General features: G+C 63.7%; 13 protein-coding genes. 6 read left to right on the top strand and 7 right to left on the bottom strand.

Features of this window, described 5'->3' with window-relative positions:
• Positions 1-113: 113 nt before the first annotated feature.
• The 3 genes from JJ896_06680 to JJ896_06670 are packed head-to-tail and all read right to left on the bottom strand — an operon-like array spanning position 114 to position 4,524.
• Entirely contained in the window at positions 114-2,105 is a 1,992-nt protein-coding gene (locus JJ896_06680) for a cation:proton antiporter (protein MBO6779321.1), read from the bottom strand.
• Positions 2,102-2,680: a thioredoxin family protein gene (locus JJ896_06675; protein MBO6779320.1), complete on the bottom strand. Its 579-nt coding sequence runs from the start codon at positions 2,678-2,680 to the stop codon at positions 2,102-2,104. The genes JJ896_06680 and JJ896_06675 overlap by 4 nt, the downstream gene beginning before the upstream one ends.
• Entirely contained in the window at positions 2,680-4,524 is a 1,845-nt protein-coding gene (locus JJ896_06670; GenBank protein MBO6779319.1) for a Xaa-Pro dipeptidyl-peptidase, read from the bottom strand. Before JJ896_06670 ends, JJ896_06675 begins: the two co-directional genes overlap by 1 nt.
• A gap of 86 nt (positions 4,525-4,610) precedes the next feature.
• Between JJ896_06670 and JJ896_06665 the strand changes: the two genes are divergently transcribed.
• Positions 4,611-5,918: a dipeptidase gene (locus tag JJ896_06665; protein ID MBO6779318.1), complete on the top strand. Its 1,308-nt coding sequence runs from the start codon at positions 4,611-4,613 to the stop codon at positions 5,916-5,918.
• A 247-nt stretch (positions 5,919-6,165) separates the two neighbouring features.
• Positions 6,166-7,815 (top strand): hypothetical protein, encoded by a 1,650-nt coding sequence (locus JJ896_06660; GenBank protein MBO6779317.1) that lies wholly within the window; start codon positions 6,166-6,168, stop codon positions 7,813-7,815.
• On the opposite strand, the gene JJ896_06655 is transcribed toward JJ896_06660, so the two are convergent.
• Entirely contained in the window at positions 7,812-8,171 is a 360-nt protein-coding gene (locus JJ896_06655; GenBank protein ID MBO6779316.1) for a cupin domain-containing protein, read from the bottom strand. The genes JJ896_06660 and JJ896_06655 overlap by 4 nt on opposite strands.
• A 121-nt stretch (positions 8,172-8,292) precedes the next feature.
• On the opposite strand from JJ896_06655, the gene JJ896_06650 reads away from it, so the two are divergent.
• The 4 genes from JJ896_06650 to JJ896_06635 all read left to right on the top strand — a co-directional run bounded on the left by JJ896_06650 (position 8,293) and on the right by JJ896_06635 (position 12,478).
• On the top strand, positions 8,293-9,012 hold the full coding sequence (locus tag JJ896_06650) for a DUF305 domain-containing protein (protein ID MBO6779315.1): 720 nt from the start codon (positions 8,293-8,295) through the stop codon (positions 9,010-9,012).
• Positions 9,013-9,039: 27 nt separating this feature from the next.
• The gene (locus JJ896_06645; protein ID MBO6779314.1) at positions 9,040-10,824 is read left to right on the top strand and encodes a hypothetical protein; all 1,785 of its coding nucleotides are present in this window, start codon (positions 9,040-9,042) and stop codon (positions 10,822-10,824) included.
• A gap of 184 nt (positions 10,825-11,008) precedes the next feature.
• Positions 11,009-11,359 carry a DUF3127 domain-containing protein gene (locus JJ896_06640; GenBank protein ID MBO6779313.1) on the top strand — a complete coding sequence of 117 codons (351 nt, stop codon included), beginning with the start codon at positions 11,009-11,011 and terminating at the stop codon, positions 11,357-11,359.
• Between the two features lie 9 nt (positions 11,360-11,368).
• On the top strand, positions 11,369-12,478 hold the full coding sequence (locus JJ896_06635) for a glycosyltransferase family 4 protein (GenBank protein MBO6779312.1): 1,110 nt from the start codon (positions 11,369-11,371) through the stop codon (positions 12,476-12,478).
• 708 nt (positions 12,479-13,186) lie between these two features.
• Here JJ896_06635 and JJ896_06630 read toward each other — a convergent pair.
• The 3 genes from JJ896_06630 to JJ896_06620 all read right to left on the bottom strand — a co-directional run bounded on the left by JJ896_06630 (position 13,187) and on the right by JJ896_06620 (position 16,404).
• A complete protein-coding gene (locus JJ896_06630) occupies positions 13,187-15,511 on the bottom strand; it encodes a choice-of-anchor B family protein (protein ID MBO6779311.1) in 2,325 nt (774 codons plus the stop codon).
• 69 nt (positions 15,512-15,580) lie between these two features.
• Positions 15,581-15,802, bottom strand: coding sequence for a helix-turn-helix transcriptional regulator (locus tag JJ896_06625; GenBank protein ID MBO6779310.1), 222 nt, complete (start codon positions 15,800-15,802; stop codon positions 15,581-15,583).
• Positions 15,802-16,404 (bottom strand): DUF2975 domain-containing protein, encoded by a 603-nt coding sequence (locus JJ896_06620; GenBank protein MBO6779309.1) that lies wholly within the window; start codon positions 16,402-16,404, stop codon positions 15,802-15,804. The genes JJ896_06625 and JJ896_06620 overlap by 1 nt, the downstream gene beginning before the upstream one ends.
• Between the last annotated feature and the right edge of the window lie 96 nt (positions 16,405-16,500).

Raw genomic sequence — 16,500 nt, 5'->3', positions numbered from 1 at the left:
CCCATCGTCCGACCTTCCCCACCCGGGATGTAGGGGCATCCCCTACGGATTATCCCTCCTCTTCGAGACGTGCTCTCCCCCTGGACCCGAGCCGGGCGGTTCGCCTCGAGCAGCTACGCGTCCACAGGCTCGCGGAAGAGCTCGGCACACTCCAGAAACTGCTCCGCGGTGCCCACCATCACCAGGCGATCCCCCTCATCGATGGCAAAGATGCCGGCCGGATTGGCGATGGTGCGACCGGCCCTGCGCACGGCCAGCACGGTAACGCCGTAGCGCTGCCGGAGCGCGAGTTCCATGAGCGTCAGTCCGACCGCCGGGGCGCCGCCCCGAACTGCCACTGCACGGGTGTGCATGCCCTCCTCATCCAGGCCCTGCAGCACCATCAGATGTGCCTCCTGAATGCTGCCGCGCATCACGCCGTAGTCGTCTGCCCTCAGCATGCGGATCTGCCGGTCTATCTCTTCGGCCGGAATCATGTATGCGCTCAGCACATGAGAGAAAATGCGCACCGTGGTTTCCATCTCTTCGGGCACCACGATGTCCGCCCCTGCCGCCTGCAGCGACTCCATGTCAGACAGGTAGCGCGTGCGGGAGATGATCTGCAGGGTCGGATTCATGTAGCGAGCCTGCCGGATGATCGGCGCAGACAGCTTGGGCTCGTTCGTAACCAGGACGCACAGCTTGGCCTTCTCGATCTCGGCGATTTCCAGGATATGGGGACGGGAGGCGTCCCCGAAAATGACCGGAATGCCCTCCGCCTCCATTTCCCGCACCGATTCGGGATTCATTTCGACGACCACATAGGGAATGCGGCGCTCGGCAAGCACCTTGACAATGCGCCGGCCGGCGTGCCCGTAGCCGACAACGACCACGTGGTCCTCGTGGCGATCCTGCTCGTCGGCGGCCTCACCTCGTCCGTCCGGATCGCTCGTCAGGCGCCTTGCGATTCCCGGAGCCGCCCCGACCTGGAAGGGCGTCAACAACATGAGCAGCACCGTGGCTGCAATGAAGGTCTGCGCACCCGTGTCACCCATGCCCGCGGGTGTAAGGCCAACCTCCCGTCCGGCGCGCTCGAGCACAAAGGAAAACTCGCCAACCTGCGCCAGCGCGACCCCTACAATCACGGCAATTCGAGTCGGATAACCCAGCGCCAGCACGCTGCCGGCGGTGATGAGCATCTTCAGCAGAATGACGGCCCCGGCGGCGGCCAACACCAGGAACGGATGCTCCATGAGGAATCTCAGGTCGAGCAGCATGCCGACCGACGCAAAGAACACCGCATTGAACACGGTGCGCAGAGGCAGTATCTCACTCAGCGCATGGTCCCGATAGCGGCTTTCGCTCACCACCAGCCCTGCCAGAAACGCCCCCAGAGCAAGGCTGACGCCGGCCACGGCCGACAGCGCCGTGGTCCCGAAACAGATAGCCACCACGGCGAGCAGAAACATCTCCTGGCGCCGGGTATGAGCGATGTGTTCCAGCATCCACGGAACCACCCGTCTGGCCAGCAGCAGCACAGCGCCGATGAGCAGCAGCGCCTTGCCGAGCACAATGGCGACTTCACTCGGCCCTCCGCCCTGGCCCGCAAGAATCGGGACAAGCAGCACCATGACCACGATAGCGAGGTCCTGGAAGATCAGCACCGCCAGGGAGATGCGTCCTCCCGGTGTGTCGGTCTCGTCACGCTCGCTGAGCAGCCCCAGCACAATCGCGGTCGAGCTCAGCGCAACGAGACAGCCTGTGAAGATGGCCGCATTCCAGCCCACTCCGAGCGCCGCCAGAATCCCGGCAACCACCGCGATGGTAACCGTAACCTGCAGGCCGCCGGCCACCAGGATGGCACGCCGAAGTCGGCTCAAAGCCTCCAGACTGAACTCCATGCCGATGGTGAACAGCAGCAGAATCACCCCGACTTCTGCCAGGATATCCACCAACTCCTGATTGGCAACCAGTCCAAGCGCACTGGGCCCGATGACCACGCCGGCTATCAGGAACCCGACGATCGGCACCAGCCGCAGCCGGTAGCAGAGGTACGCGATGGCAACGGCGGCGATGAACAGCGCCACCATCTCGTTCAGAAACGGAAGGCCGACCGCCAGCATCATGCTCCGAAGTAGTTCGGGTGGTTACCCGGTTTCCACTTGATGTTGCAGCCCATGGCCGGTTTTTGATCGGGCGATGGGCTCCTGCCCGCCAACACGGCATCGACTGCGGCCCGCAGGTCGGCGCCCGAGGGTCGAACCCCGTTGGATGGACGGGCGTCGTCCAACTGCCCCCGGTACACCAGCCGGTGGTCCGCGTCGAACAGGAAGAAATCCGGCGTGCAGGCTGCCATGTAGCTCTTGGCTACGTCCTGCGATTCGTCGAGCAAATATGGGAACGTGTAGCCGCGCCGCTCGGCTTCGGCTTTCATGGCCTCCGGGCCGTCCTGCGGGTAGGCCTCGATGTCGTTGCTGCTGATGGCAAAGAATCTGACGCCCCGGGCGGCGTAGTCGCGAGCGAGTGCGGCCAGTTCGTCTACCACCAGCTTCACGAACGGACAATGATTGCAGATGAACATGACCACCGTCGGTGCTCCGACAGCCTGGGACATGCGATGCCAGTCGCCGTTGGTATCCGGGAGATGGAAGTCCGGCGCCTGGGTCCCGAGCGCCAGCATGGTAGAGGTAACGGCCACCATCAGTTGGTGCCCTCCGGGTTCTTGAACGAAAGCATGCCGCCGACAACCGGAAGCGACAAACTCGTTGCGTCGAGATCGACGGAGAGCGACGTGCCCGGCTCGGGCCACAGCGTATAGTCGCGGTCGCTGGACATGATCATCAAACCGATCTGTTGTCCGGCCGGAATCACCTGGTCATCCGGCTGGAGATCAAACGTCAGCTCCCGGTACTCACCCGGCACGAGCGGAGAGCTCTCCCGAAGCGAGGTATTCTGTGGGTCAGCCCATCCACGGGTGATGATGCCTCCCTTGGCGCGGCCTCCCTCGGTCCACGGCAGCGACACCAGCCAGATCGAGAGGTTGGCCGCTGGCTTGTCTGCGGCCACCTTGACGGTGATGGACGCGGTGCCGGAGATGTGGGCGTCCTGTGACAGTTCCGGAGTGACATACAGCAGTCTGTGCTCCGTCCACTCGGCGCGAGCCAGGGCCTGCCCATCGAAGGACACATTGTCAATCAGGCTTTCGACCCCCTGGGCCCCTGGAGCCGTCAAGGTCAGCGTGCCGATGCTCTGGCCGCCCGCATTGGGGTAGAGGGAAACGGGGGACGCCTCCGGATTGGGATAGTCCTCGTAGGGAGTCGGCTCCAGACGGTCGTTCCCCTGGCGCACGATCCACGCTTTCGGATCCTGCTCGACGCCGTTCTGCACATCGTACAGATAGCGAGTGAACCAGCGGTTCATCATGGCCATGGGCGGGGGGCCGCCGTGGCCTCCCTGGTGGTAGTACTGCTGCACCGGCACGCCGCGCTCCTTGAGCGCCTCCACAATGCGCACACTGTGCTCGGGCATGACGTTCCAGTCGTTGAACGCGTGCGCCATGAGCGTGGCGGCCCGCACGTTGTCGATGACGTTCAGGTAGTCTCTGCCGGCCCAGAAGTCATTGTAGTCCCCTGTCACCCGATCCTGGTTCTCAGCGTACAGACCGTCCCGAATGGTTGCGTCGCAGTACTCACGGCGGTCCGAGTCCCGGCTGTGGATGAAGTCGTAGAGCACGTCGATGTCCTCGCCGAGGTAGCCTCCCGGGTGCCGTACCAGGCCGTTGGACCGGTAGTAGTGGTAGTAAGAGGTGTTGGGTGCCACCGGGATGATTGCTTCCAGGCCCGCCACGCCGGTTGTGGCGGCCGCCAGAGGCAGCGTGCCGTTGTACGACGTACCCGTCATGCCCACCTTTCCGGTTGTCCAATCGGCAACCACCTCATCGCCCCCAACCGGCGCCGTGAAGCCTTTCGCGCGACCGTTGAGCCAGTCAATCACCGCCTTGGGCGCGAGCGATTCGTTCAATCCACCGACCGTGGGGCAGCCCTGAGACAGACCGGTGCCCGGTGATTCGGAGTGCACGACGGCAAAGCCGCGCGGCAGCCAGTCCTCCACGTACCCGTTGGAAATCCCGTCCCGCGTGCGGAGCTGCGGTGTTCGCAGGGGCGTGCGGGCCGGCGGCTCGGCGCCCAACTCGTGCCGCACGTCCCAGAAGTTGTCGTAGTCGTTCGAGGTGCCCGAGTAGTAGGGGCTCGACCCGTAGATCACCGGCACCCGCAGGTCACTCAGATCGGTCTGGGCCTGTCGGACCACCGATACGTGCACCCGGTCCAGCGTGCCGTCACCGTCCGAGTCGAACTCGGTTTCTACCCAGAGTTGCTCCCGAATCCAGGTATCCGAATCGGCGAACGCGTCGACGACCTGGGCCTGCCCATCGTCAAATACCGGGCGGGCGCTCAAAAACTCTGGGTCGGTCAGATCCTGTGCGCAGGCAGACGTCGCGAGCAGCAGAATCAGGCACAACGCAGCGAGGGGCTTGAAAGGCATCATTGCAATCGGAAAGTCAACAGTGCGGGGTCAAGAGTCTCACTGTACCTTTCGGGTTCCGTCCCGTTTCCCCTGCCGACGATTTCGTGATGAACCCCTCTTGTCGCGTTCAGTCGCTGGCGCTGCTGGCGCTTGCTCTCGTACTGACCTCCTGCTCCGGATCCGAAAACCCAGAATCTGAAGACGCGCTGGTCGAGCGTGCCCGCGGCATTCACGAGCGTGTCATCACGCTCGACACGCACGACGACATCAACGTGCGCAACTTCACCGAGGAGCGCAACTACACGATGGACCTGGAGACCCAGGTAACCCTGCCCAAGATGCGAGAGGGTGGACTGGACGTGGCGTGGTTCATCGTCTATACGGGCCAGGGAGAGCTCTCGGAGGAGGGCTACGCGGCCGCGTATGAGAACGCGATCTCGAAATTCGACGCCATCCATTGGCTGGCCGAGGAGAAAGCTCCGGAGCAGATTGAACTTGCGTACACCAGCGATGACGTTCGACGCATCGCCGGAGAAGGCAAGCTGGTGGCCATGATCGGGGTCGAGAATGCCTATCCGGTGGGCACGGACCTGAGCCGCATCGAAGAATTCCAGGAGCGTGGTGCCCGGTACATGTCCCTGGCTCACAACGGACACAGTCAGCTTTCCGACTCAAACACCGGAGAGCGCGACGACGTCTGGTTGCACAACGGCCTGAGCGATCTCGGCCGCGAAGCGGTTGCCGAGATGAACCGGGTCGGCATCATGATCGACCTGTCTCACCCCTCGAAGGAAGCGAACATGGAGACCATGCGTCTGTCCGTCGCTCCCGTGATGGCTTCGCACTCATCGGCCAGAGCACTCAGCGGAGTGAGCAGGAATATGGACGATGAGCAGCTGATGGCCCTCAAGGAGAATGGAGGTGTCATTCACACCGTTGCATTTCGCAGCTATGTGGACTCCGAGAAGGACCGGCTGTATCGACTGGCAGCAGACTCCGTGCGCGCGGTCGTCGCAGAGGAGATGGGCATCGAGCTGATTGTCGAACGGCGAGCGCTGTTCACGATGCCTGCGGCGGACCGGGAGGCGTATATGGCTCGCGTCGCGCCGGTGATGGAGGCGGCGGAGGAGCGTATGGAGAGCGTCGATGCCGCGCCGGTCGATGTGTCCGACTTCGTGGACCACATTGACTATCTGGTCGAAACCATCGGCGTCGACCATGTGGGCATCTCCTCCGACTTCGATGGGGGTGGCGGCGTCAAGGGATGGAACGACGCGTCCGAGACGTTCAACGTCACGCTCGAACTCGTGCGCCGGGGCTATACCGAGGAGGAGATCGGGAAACTCTGGAGTGGCAATCTGCTGCGGGTGCTGGATGAAGTTCAGGCGGTGGCCGCCGAGTTGCAGGGCGCTTAGTCCGGAAAAGGACGCGCTGAGTGGCCCTTGAATGAGGCGAGCAGGCTTTTTTTCGGTGGTCGGATCATCGGCGCGCGCCCTTCGTGGAACCGTGTGAAGGTTTAGCGAACCAGCGCTTCGTATTCCGACCCACCTGAAGACAATCGCTCCGAAAGCTGACGGTGCGGCGGGCCAGGACGTTGCCCGATCCTACCGGCCGCTTCCTTTTCCGGGCACCCTGACCGAGGTGTCTCCGGCCGCTCGCCGCGTGGCCGTCGTTTGGTTGGTGCTTGCGGTCGTTTTCGTGCCCTCTGGAGTCATTACCCGACTCCTGGAGTGGACCGGCATCCCGCTCGCAGGCGGCGAGGTATTCGTCACGGTCTACATCCCGATGCTGTTCGCGACAGCATGCGTGATCTGGTTGGGTTATTTCTGGGCGGCGATTCCGGCCTATCTCTCCACGGCCATTGTCGCTCTGGTGGGCGGAGTGCCCCTGGGCTGGACGTTCCTGTTTGCCTTTGCCAACCCCCTGGGCCTGGGGGTCTTTTTCATGGCCTACCGGGCCGTTCCGGTCCGGACGGACCTGAGGTCTGCCTCCTCGCTTGCTTTCTTCACGCTGACCGCGTTCGCCGCGAGCCTGGTAGGCTCGGCAGGGTCCTTTGTCTGGGGCTATACGAACAACGTTGGCCTCAATGACCTCTTCCCTGTATGGCAGGGCTGGTGGCTGGGCGGTTTCCTGCAGACCATGCTCTTCAACGCGCCCCTCTTTGCCCTGCTCGGACCGAGAGTCGAAGACTGGAAGGCTCGCAACGGACTGGGCCGGGAGTTGCAGGATGCGCTGTCCTCAACCAGGTTGCGTCTGGCGTTCGGCGTCATCATCGGGGCGCTGTTCGGCTACGTCATTCTGGTTCGCAACTTCAGCCTGGCCCGCCTGGATGCGGCCATGGAGACGCTTTCGGCACAGGATCCGGTGTTCCTGGAGAAGATCTCGGAGGCGTTCGAGGGCCTTTCCCTCGTCCACTGGGTGACGCTCCTGCTGATTGGGGCGACCGGCGTGTTCGGCTATCACACCATGATGCACTGGACCCGTGTTCTGAGGGAGTCCCGCGATGCGCTCTCGGAAGCCAACGTCAAGCTGCTCGACGAGATCGAATGGCGCCTCCAGGCGGAGGTCGAGCTGGAGGAGAAGGCTCGTCAGCTGAAGGAGGCGAACGATACAAAGGACCGCTTCTTTTCGATCATCTCCCACGACCTTCGCTCGCCCCTGGCGGCGGTGCAAACCCTGGCCACCGCCTTGCGGAACGACTTCGACAGCTACCAGCGTGAGGCCATCCGGGAGTTCATCGCCCATATGGTCACGGCCAGCAGCAACCTTGCCGATCTCATGGACAACCTGCTCAGTTGGGCCCGCCTGCAGACCGGCGTGTTGGAACACCGACCGGAGCGGGTCAATGTGCATGACACGGCCAGGCGACTTGTCGCTGTACTTGGACCCGGTGCGGAGGAGAAAGGGGTCGCGCTGGAGGTGGAGGTCGAGCAAGATGTGGTGGCCTGGGCCGACCCGAACATGCTGAGCAGCATTACCCTGAATCTGCTCTCGAACGGGCTGAAGTTCACTTCCGATGGCGGCCGCGTCAGGCTATCGGCCAGCCGGTCCAACGGTCGGGTGCACGTGGCGGTATCGGATACGGGCGTGGGTATGGCGCCCGAGGACATCGAAAGGCTCTTCCGAATCGACACGGCCTTTTCCACGCCCGGAACGAACCGCGAGCGAGGATCCGGCCTCGGTCTGATCCTGAGTCAGGACATGGTCGGCCGCCACGGATCACGCCTGAAGGTTGAGAGCACCCTGGGTGAGGGCACAACGTTCCGATTCGACCTGCCCGCGGAGGAAGAGCCCGCCGAGGTTCACACCTAGATCCAGGCAGGGTCGTTCACCGTGCGGTCTCCGCCGGCCGTGCCTGTATTGACCGTTCCGGCGGGTTCGACCAGCAGGATCTCGGCTTCCCGCTCGGCAACGGGGCGGTGCTCCGTGCCGCGGGGCACCACAAAGAGGTCACCGGCCTCCAGGTGCACCACACCGTCTCTGAGATGCATCTCCATCGCACCCCGGACCACCAGGAACAGCTCATCCGCGTCAGGATGGCAGTGCCAGACGAAGGCGCCCTCGATCTTCGCCAACTTGACGTGCTGCCCGTTCAGCGCGGCTACGATGCGCGGACTCCATTGATCATCGAACTGGGCAAATTTTTCGCTTAGTCGGACTCGTTTCATGGGAGAAACCAGAGGTGGTCTGTCGGCCGCCATAGTGCCCCGTGCCAGACGAAACTGCAACTCCCGGGCGGAGTTACGACGCGCTCTGCCTGAAAGATTGAACAACCTGTCCCCCTCTCGAATGCCGCGTTTCGTGTACGCAGTGATACTTGCCGGCCTGACGCTGACGGGCTGCACCGGCACAAGAAGTGCCCAGCAACCGACCTCTGAACCGTCTGGGAATGTTGCGCCTGAAGGCGGTGCCCGGGTGGTCCAGCCCGGTGCTCCTGGCGAATCGCCGCGTGTGGTCCAGCCCGGTGCTCCCGGCGAGGGATCCCGGCCGCTCAATGAGAGCTTGTTGACGGCCCGGCCCATGCCCTACACCGAGGCTGACGTAGCCTTCATGCAGGGCATGATCGGCCATCACGCCCAGGCACTCGACATGACCGCGCTCATTGCTGATCGCACCGAACGACAGGATCTGATTCTCATGGGCCGTCGCATGGAGATCTCCCAGAAATCGGAGATCGAACTCATGCAGAAGTGGCTCCGGGACCGTGATGAGCAGGTGCCTGAGTCCACCGCGCATCACATGATGCACGGCCATGCAGAGGCGATGCCGGGCATGCTGTCCCTCGCACAGATGAAGGAGCTTGAAGACGCATCCGGCGACGAGTTCTACCGGCTCTGGCTGGAATACATGATCCAGCATCACCAGGGCGCCATCATCATGGTCGGTGAACTGCTCGCCTCGGAGGGCGCCGCCCAGGAAACCGACATTTTCCGCTTCGCCGACGCGGTCGAAGAGGACCAGACCATGGAAATCCAGCGCATGCGCCAGATGTTGGCCAACCTGCGCTGAAGAACGATCCCCTAACCACAGCCAGACATGAAACGAGCATTACTCACCGTTCTGACCATTGCCGTGACGGCCGGCCTTTCGCCTTCGCTGTTCGCGCAGGATGCTCCACCCAACTTGCCGGAGCCTCCCAAGGAGAAACTTTGGGACTGGGACGAGAATGACCCCCGTATCGGACTGAAGCCCGGCCTGTATGATGCCGGCGAAGCTGCGATGGGAGTCACCCTGCTGGCCACCATGCCGAAGCCTGAAGGATTCCAGGACGCGCAGCTGACCGGTGGCAGCGTTTCCAACACCGACCTCGCCTTCCAGGGCGACTACGCATTTGTCGGCAACTACAGAGGCTTCAACATCTATGATGTGTCCAGCCCCAACGAACCTTCGCTGTTGACCTCGGTGGTCTGCCCAGGCGGTCAGGGCGACGTGTCCGTCTACAAGAATCTCCTGTTCATGTCCGTTCAGGAGACCCGCGGCCGCCTTGATTGCGGCACACAGGGCGTTCAGGACGTGGTGAGCGACGAGCGCTTCCGCGGTGTGCGCATCTTTGATATCCAGGACATCCGCACCCCGCGCCAGGTGGCGGCCGTGCAGACATGTCGCGGGTCGCACACCCATACGGTAGTCTCCGACCCGAACGACGACGCAAATGTGTACGTCTACGTGCAGGGCACCAGCCGTGTACGGCCTACGGAGGAGCTGCCGGGCTGCTCATCGGCTACCGATCCCGACGAAGATCCCAATACCTCCTACTTCCGCATCGAAGTCATCAAGGTGCCGATGGCCAATCCGGCCGCTGCCGAGATCGTCAACATGCCCCGCATCTTTGAGTCCGAAGGCAACATCGGTGGTCTCTGGCAGGGTGGCGACCATGGTCCGGGCACCCAGTCTTCGCGGCGCACCAACCAGTGCCACGACATCACGGCATATCCGGCGGTTGGACTGGCCGCGGGCGCGTGCTCGGGCAACGGCATCCTGCTGGACATCACAGACCCGGCCAACCCGGTTCGCGTGGAGCAGGTCGTAGACCCCAACTTTGCGTACTGGCACTCGGCCACGTTCAACAATGACGGCACCACCATCATCTTTACGGATGAGTGGGGCGGTGGCGGCGCACCCCGCTGCACCGAAAACGATCCGCAGACCTGGGGCGCCAATGCCATTTTCGACCTGGAAGACGGCAAACTCAAACTCCGCGGCTACTACAAACTGCCCGTGCCCCAGACCACGCTGGAGAACTGCGTGGCCCACAACGGCTCGATCATTCCCGTGCCCGGCCGTGACATCAAGGCCCAGGCGTGGTACCAGGGCGGCATGTCGATCTTCGACTTCACCGACCCTGAGAACGCGTTTGAGATTGGCTTCTTCGACCGTGGTCCCGTGAACGACTCCACCATGATTTCCGGGGGCTACTGGAGTACCTACTGGCACAACGGCTACCTCTTTGGTGCCGAGATTGCCCGTGGCTTCGACATTTTCCAGCTGGAGCCGAGCGAGCACCTGACGGTCAACGAAATCGAAGCCGCCAAGCTGGTCTCCATGCGCGACTTCAATGCGCAGGAGCAGCCGCGTGTGGAATGGCCCGCGCACCCGGTCGTGGCAAAAGCCTACATCGACCAACTCGTTCGTGCCGGCGACTCCGACGCCCAGGGGCTGTACGCGGCCGTGGATACGGGCGATGAGGCCATGCGCGCTGAAATCGCCGCCGAGCTGGAGCGCCGTTCGCTGGCCAGCCTGGCCGCCGGCCGATCCAGCCACGTGGACAACATCCGCGTCCGGTTGGCTGAGGTGCTTCGCCAGCTCGAGACGGAGGAATAGTACCCGGCCTGCGGATATGCGGGCGTGCGGATGTGCTGGCCCGCGGATGCCCTGTCAGGAGGCCCCGCCCGGTTCGCCGGGTGGGGCCTTTTTCGTGGGTCCTTCGGGAAACCCGGGAGCGACAGGGGAAACCGGCCCGCATGCGACATCGTGTGATCCACCCCCATCAACAGACCCATTTGCTGTGGACCTCAAGCTCACCGGTACGGTAGATCAGATTCTCGAAGAACAGTCCGGTACCAGCCAACGCGGACAGTGGCGCAAGCAGGACTTCGTGCTCGAGATCCCCGGCGAATATCCCCGCAAGGTGTGTATCACCGTCTGGGGCGACAACATCGATCGGTTTGCCCTCAAGCAGGGCGAGCGCGTGACGGCCTCGATCGACCTTTCCAGCCGTGAGTACAACGGCCGCTGGTACACCGACGTCAAAGCCTGGCGTCTGGAGCGAGCCGAAGACGACGGTGCGGACCCCATGCCCGAGCCGCTCCCGCCGCTCCCGGAGTCCAGCGAAATGGACGACGAGCTGCCCTTCTAGGCTCGCCTGATGGCGCACTTCCTGATCGTTTCCCAGGACTTCCCGCCGGACCTGGGTGGGACCCAGAGCTACGGCCTGGAGATTGCCCGAAAGCTGGCGGCACGGCACCGCGTCACCGTGGTGGCACCGGACAGGCCCGGGGCGGCCGATGGAGATGCCCCGGAACCCTTCGAGACCCGGCGCACCCCGCTCGGGCTGAATCCGTTTCCGCTGGCCTCCCTGCCGACCCTGCGCCGTGTGTATCGCGAAGGTGTGGACGCCACGCTGTGCGTTCAGTGGTATTCGGCGCTAGCGTGCCAGCTTGCCGGTCGCAACAGTCCGCTTGGACTTGGCGCGCACGGCCGCGAACTGCTGTTCACGCCTTATGTCGGTCCCGTGTACAACTATGTCCGCCGGCGCACCTTCCAATCGGCCGACCACATCTTTGCGGTGAGCAACTTCGTCGGAGGCCTTGCCCGGGGTCTGGGCGTGGACGAGCGACGAATCCAGATTGTGCCCAACGCAGTGGACGCCGGCCACTTTGATCCGGAGCGCCGAGCAGCCCGGCGCGGACGACATGGCCTCGAATCGGAGTTCGTGCTGCTGTCGGCCTGCCGGCTCGTGCCCCGGAAGGGCGTGCATCTGATTGTGGACGCCGTTCAGATACTCGCGGAGCGGTATCCCGCACTCAGGCTCTGGATTGTGGGGGACGGCCCCGAGCGAAAGCGATTACAGGCGATGGTGTCCGCGCGTAGCCTGGACCAGGTGATTCGTTTCCACGGCGGCGTCCCGTTTGAGGACATGCCCGGCTTCTTTGAGGCCTCGGACGCGTTCTGCATGGTCCCGCTGCACGCCCCCCCGGATGTTGAGGGATTCGGGCTCGTCTTCCTGGAGGCCGCCGCCGCGGGAATCGCCTCTGTGGGATCCCGGGCCGGCGGCATCGAGGACGCCATCCTGGAGAATCACACCGGTCTCATGGTGCCCCCTGACGACGCCAAAAGCCTGGCCGAAGCCCTGGAGCGACTGATCACAGACGCCGAACTGCGGGATCGGCTCGCGCGCGAGGGCCGGCGCCACGCGCTGGCCGAGGGCGGCTGGGAGCGCGTGGCCGATACCATCGAGGCCGCGCTGCTGGGGTAGGGGCTCCCGCGGCGGCGCGGCGGCGCGGGCGGCGCTAGGCGCGGGCGGCGCGACGGCGCGGGCGGCGCGGGCGGCGCTAGGCGCGGGCGGCGCGGGCGGCGCTAGGCGCGGGCGGCGGGCGGCGGCCCCCGGGCCTCGCGATACGCCGAGCAAGGGCCCCGACATGGAATTGCGGGGCTAAATCCCACCCAGCGGGCAGGAATCACACAGGCGATGTGGAAAATCGCCTCTTAGTCCACTCGGACGCCGCGAGCGCCGACCGCCGAGTGGAATCAGGGGCCCCTTTTCCACGTCAGGCGATAGCGGGCGCGGGGCGCGGCGCGGGCGGCGGGCCGCCCCCGGCCACGCGATACGCCGAGCAAGGGTCCCGACATGGAATTGCGGGGCTAAATTCCACCCAGCGGGCCGGAATCACACAGGCGATGTGGAAAATCGCCTCTTAGTCCACTCGGACGCCGCGAGCGCCGACCGCCGAGTGGAATCAGGGGCCCCTTTTCCACGTCAGGCGAGAGCGGGCGCGGCGGGCGCGGCGCGGGCGGCGGGCGGCCGTCCGGCGAGAGCGGGCGGCGGCTCAGGGGCCGAATCCCACCGAGCCGAACCGAGCCCCGCCGAGCCGAACCGAGCCGAGCCGATGCCGATGCCGATGCCGAACCGAACCGAGCCGAACCGAACCGAGCCCCGCCGAACCGAGCCGAGCCGAGCCGAAAGCTAGGAGTCCATTTGCCGGAATCGCACCAGGAACAGCCCCTCCGCGCGCGAACTCACGGCAATGATGCCGCTCTTGAAGTACGGATAGTTGCTCCAGGAGCCGCCAAAGCCAGCCGCATCCTCCGCGTAGGGCGCGGTATCGAAGTTGCCGACTTCAACCGGATTGACAGGATCGGTGATGTCCAGGATGCGCAGCCCGGCCTGATAGTTGGACTGATACATGTACTTGCCGCGGATGTACAGATTGTGATCCGAGGCCCCGGAATCCAGGTAGTACTCATTGACCAACTGCGGGTCATCGAGGTCCTGCACGTCCCAGATGAGCGTGCGTGTGCGCTCTACCGCACCGGCCATCTCATCCAGTTCATCGTTCATGTAGAAGTACGCGTGGTCCTCGTCCAGCCACCCCTGATGGGTGTAGTGCGTCATCGGATACGTTGCCAGGGCCACCGTTTTCGGGTCCTCCTTGTCCGTGACGTCTGAGATCACGAATGACGATCCGTTCGAGGACAGGCAGATTTCTCGCCCGGCGTAATCCGCGTCCGGACCGTGGTAGAGCACACACTGGGCATCGTGCGTGCTGCGGCTCTGCGGCTCGGAAAAGCAGCCGGCAAAGGTCGGGTTGGCCGGATCACGGATGTCGATCATGTGGCTCTGGCCGTTGCAGGTTTCGCCGCCGGAGCGATTGCCCACGGCATAGGCAAACCCGGTGTCCTCGTTGATCACAATGTTGTGGGTCGATGCGGTCCCGGTGTAGTGGGCGGTCATCTCGAAGGTGACCGGCATGTCGGCCACTTCGACATCGCGGAGTTGGCGGAGGTCAAAGATCTGCACGCCGTGCTGGCCTGATCCGTCCGCGACGACGAATGCATGGTCCTTGTACACCTTGACGTCACGCCAGGCAGCCCCTGGTGAACCTTCGGTGCGAAGCAATTCGCCCACATACACGGGATTCGACGGGTCGGCGATGTTGATGAACGCGGTGCCATCCGTACGGCCCAGCAGAACCCATTCGTGGCCGGTCTCCGGGTCTTCCCACCCCCAGATGTCGGTCATTTTCACTCCGCGCTCGCTGGTCATTTCCTTCGACGACACGAAGGAGATCAGATCCACGTTGTCGCATCCGAACATGGAGGCGGCGCCTTCCTCGCAGTCCACCTGATCACCCCGGATTGATTCGAGGAATGTGATTTCAGGTGCCAGCGTGGACGCGGCCGCCCAGCCATCACCGGACGGTTCGAACACGGTCGCCAGCCCCTCTTCATAGTCTGCACTCGGCGATCCGACGGCTACGGCATTGCTTGCGATGGCCAGGCCAATCCCGAAGCCGCGACGTGCACGATCATCGGGCGCCTCAATGCGCGTGGCCGTCTCCCCCTCAAATACCATTGCTCCCCGACGATCGGAAGCCAACACCTTTCCGTGGCCGGCAGCCACCTGAACGCCAAGCCCCTGGGCTTCCTCCGCGGCGAGGCGTCCAGTCTCCTCCCAGACCCCATCGTCCGACTTGGCAAACGTCAGCACGGCCCCCAGGCCCGAAGCGCCCGCGTAGAAGGTGCCGTCCGACCACGCGATGGACCGGCCAAAGCCGCTGCGTGCCGGCAGGTCCTCGGGAGCAATGCGTCCGTCCGGCACCAGATTCCCGTCACGGAACAGGTACACATCCACCGCGCCCTTTCCTTCGTTCGCACCGGGCACTCCGATGAAGAGCGGCTGCCGGAAATCACCGGCCAGCGAGAAGCCGAACCCCTCTCCCTCAGTTCCCGCCACGATGACCTCGGTACCGTCCGGCGTGTAGTGATGCACCTGACCGGTGTTGGTCACCGAGTTATAGGCGCTCACCACAATCCCACCGCCGGCAAACGCCACGGCCTGATTGCGAAAGCCCGCTCGTGCGTAGGAGCCACCAAACTCGGCTCCGTCGGGCAGGCGACTGGGCCGCATCGTTCCGATCAGCGTCCAGGTGTCGTCCTCCTGATGCTCCCAGACGTAGGTAGCCGACTGTCCAGGTGCGCCCACCAGCAGGTGCGGACCGTGCACGTGGATGGAACGCCCGAAATCGTCTCCGACCTCTGGCTCCGGGCTCTGCCAGGTCCCTACGATTACCCAGTTGCCCGTGGCATCGCGCTCGTACTGATACACAGTGCCCGGCGGCTCGTCACCGGTCTGCCAACCGACCGGCGCCGAGCCGGCGAAAATGGTTTCGCCCATGGCAGCCATGGCTCCCCCGAAACCCGCGCCGGAGGCGACTGCGTCCGGGTTGGTCTGGGCGGCCGCCGAGACGACGAGCATGAATGAGGCAAGCGTAGAAAGAACCCGTTTCATCACTATTGCTGAGCTGGTGGCAACCTTCAAGGTAGTACCACATCAGACCGCCACCAAGGGCAATCGGGGTCAGCAGTCGTCGTGATCTTCGGCCACGTATGCGATGAGATCGCCCGGCTGACACTGCAGCTCCCGACAGATTGCCTCCAGGGTCGAAAAGCGTACCGCTCGGGCCTTGCCGGTCTTCAGCACCGAAAGGTTGGAGATGGTGATGCCGACTCGATCGGCGAGTTCGGTCAGGGTCATTTTGCGCTCGACCAGCAGCAGATCCAGATGGATTTCCAACGGCATCAGACCGTCAGATCTTGTTCTTCCTGCAAATCGACACCGGCCTTGAACACCTCCGCCAGCGCGAACAGTACGAGCGGGGTGACGATCACTACCGGGTTGACGTTCAGCGAAAGGCTGGACTCTGCCAACTCGTCCGGTATTCGGGATCGCGCCACAAAGCCTGCCGTCACCTGCGCCACACCGAGGATGAGGTACTCGGCCACATAGATGAACCCGATTTCCCGAAGACGGGTGACGTTTTCCCGGATGAACGGTGTGCCGTCCACGGCGGAGCGCACCACCTGTCTGACGCGATGGAAGCCGAACATGAACACGGCGAAGAACGCACTGCCCATGACCATGCCGAACCAGGCCAGGGCCGGATCCGAAGATCGGAGAGAGGCTTCCTCGACTTTGATTGACATGGAGTCACCCAGGTCGATTTCGGCCTGTCCACCGGCCTTCTCGAGCAATTCCTCCGAGACGTCGTAAGCGAACCAGTTGAACTCAACGTTTTCCGGCTGGCCAAGAGCGGCCCAAGCGCCGATCGCCGCAGCAAAGACCACGATCCCGAGCGCCGCCCACCAGAGAAACGTCAGCACACGATCAAGAACTTGAATCATCGTTTTAGGGCAATTATTTATTGTTTATCGGCAATAAATACACGATAAACAACATGCGAAAGTTTCCGGGTTTTGAAATCGCGACGACATGGGGCA

It is taken from the genome of Rhodothermales bacterium, assembly GCA_017643395.1.
In the GTDB taxonomy this organism is placed as follows: Bacteria; Bacteroidota; Rhodothermia; order Rhodothermales; family UBA10348; genus JABDJZ01.
Note: the sequence above shows the minus strand (reverse complement) of the source record. Positions and strands in the feature narration are given on the sequence as shown.

Excerpts from the sequence above, each read along its gene's own strand:
- JJ896_06665 (MBO6779318.1), top strand. The coding sequence starts at position 4,611 with ATGAACCCCTCTTGTCGCGTTCAGTCGCTGGCGCTGCTGGCGCTTGCT.
- JJ896_06650 (MBO6779315.1), top strand. The coding sequence starts at position 8,293 with ATGCCGCGTTTCGTGTACGCAGTGATACTTGCCGGCCTGACGCTGACG.
- JJ896_06655 (MBO6779316.1), bottom strand. The coding sequence starts at position 8,171 with ATGAAACGAGTCCGACTAAGCGAAAAATTTGCCCAGTTCGATGATCAA.
- JJ896_06680 (MBO6779321.1), bottom strand. The coding sequence starts at position 2,105 with ATGATGCTGGCGGTCGGCCTTCCGTTTCTGAACGAGATGGTGGCGCTG.
- JJ896_06630 (MBO6779311.1), bottom strand. The coding sequence starts at position 15,511 with ATGAAACGGGTTCTTTCTACGCTTGCCTCATTCATGCTCGTCGTCTCG.
- JJ896_06645 (MBO6779314.1), top strand. The coding sequence starts at position 9,040 with ATGAAACGAGCATTACTCACCGTTCTGACCATTGCCGTGACGGCCGGC.
- JJ896_06635 (MBO6779312.1), top strand. The coding sequence starts at position 11,369 with ATGGCGCACTTCCTGATCGTTTCCCAGGACTTCCCGCCGGACCTGGGT.
- JJ896_06620 (MBO6779309.1), bottom strand. The coding sequence starts at position 16,404 with ATGATTCAAGTTCTTGATCGTGTGCTGACGTTTCTCTGGTGGGCGGCG.
- JJ896_06675 (MBO6779320.1), bottom strand. The coding sequence starts at position 2,680 with ATGGTGGCCGTTACCTCTACCATGCTGGCGCTCGGGACCCAGGCGCCG.
- JJ896_06670 (MBO6779319.1), bottom strand. The coding sequence starts at position 4,524 with ATGATGCCTTTCAAGCCCCTCGCTGCGTTGTGCCTGATTCTGCTGCTC.
- JJ896_06625 (MBO6779310.1), bottom strand. The coding sequence starts at position 15,802 with ATGCCGTTGGAAATCCATCTGGATCTGCTGCTGGTCGAGCGCAAAATG.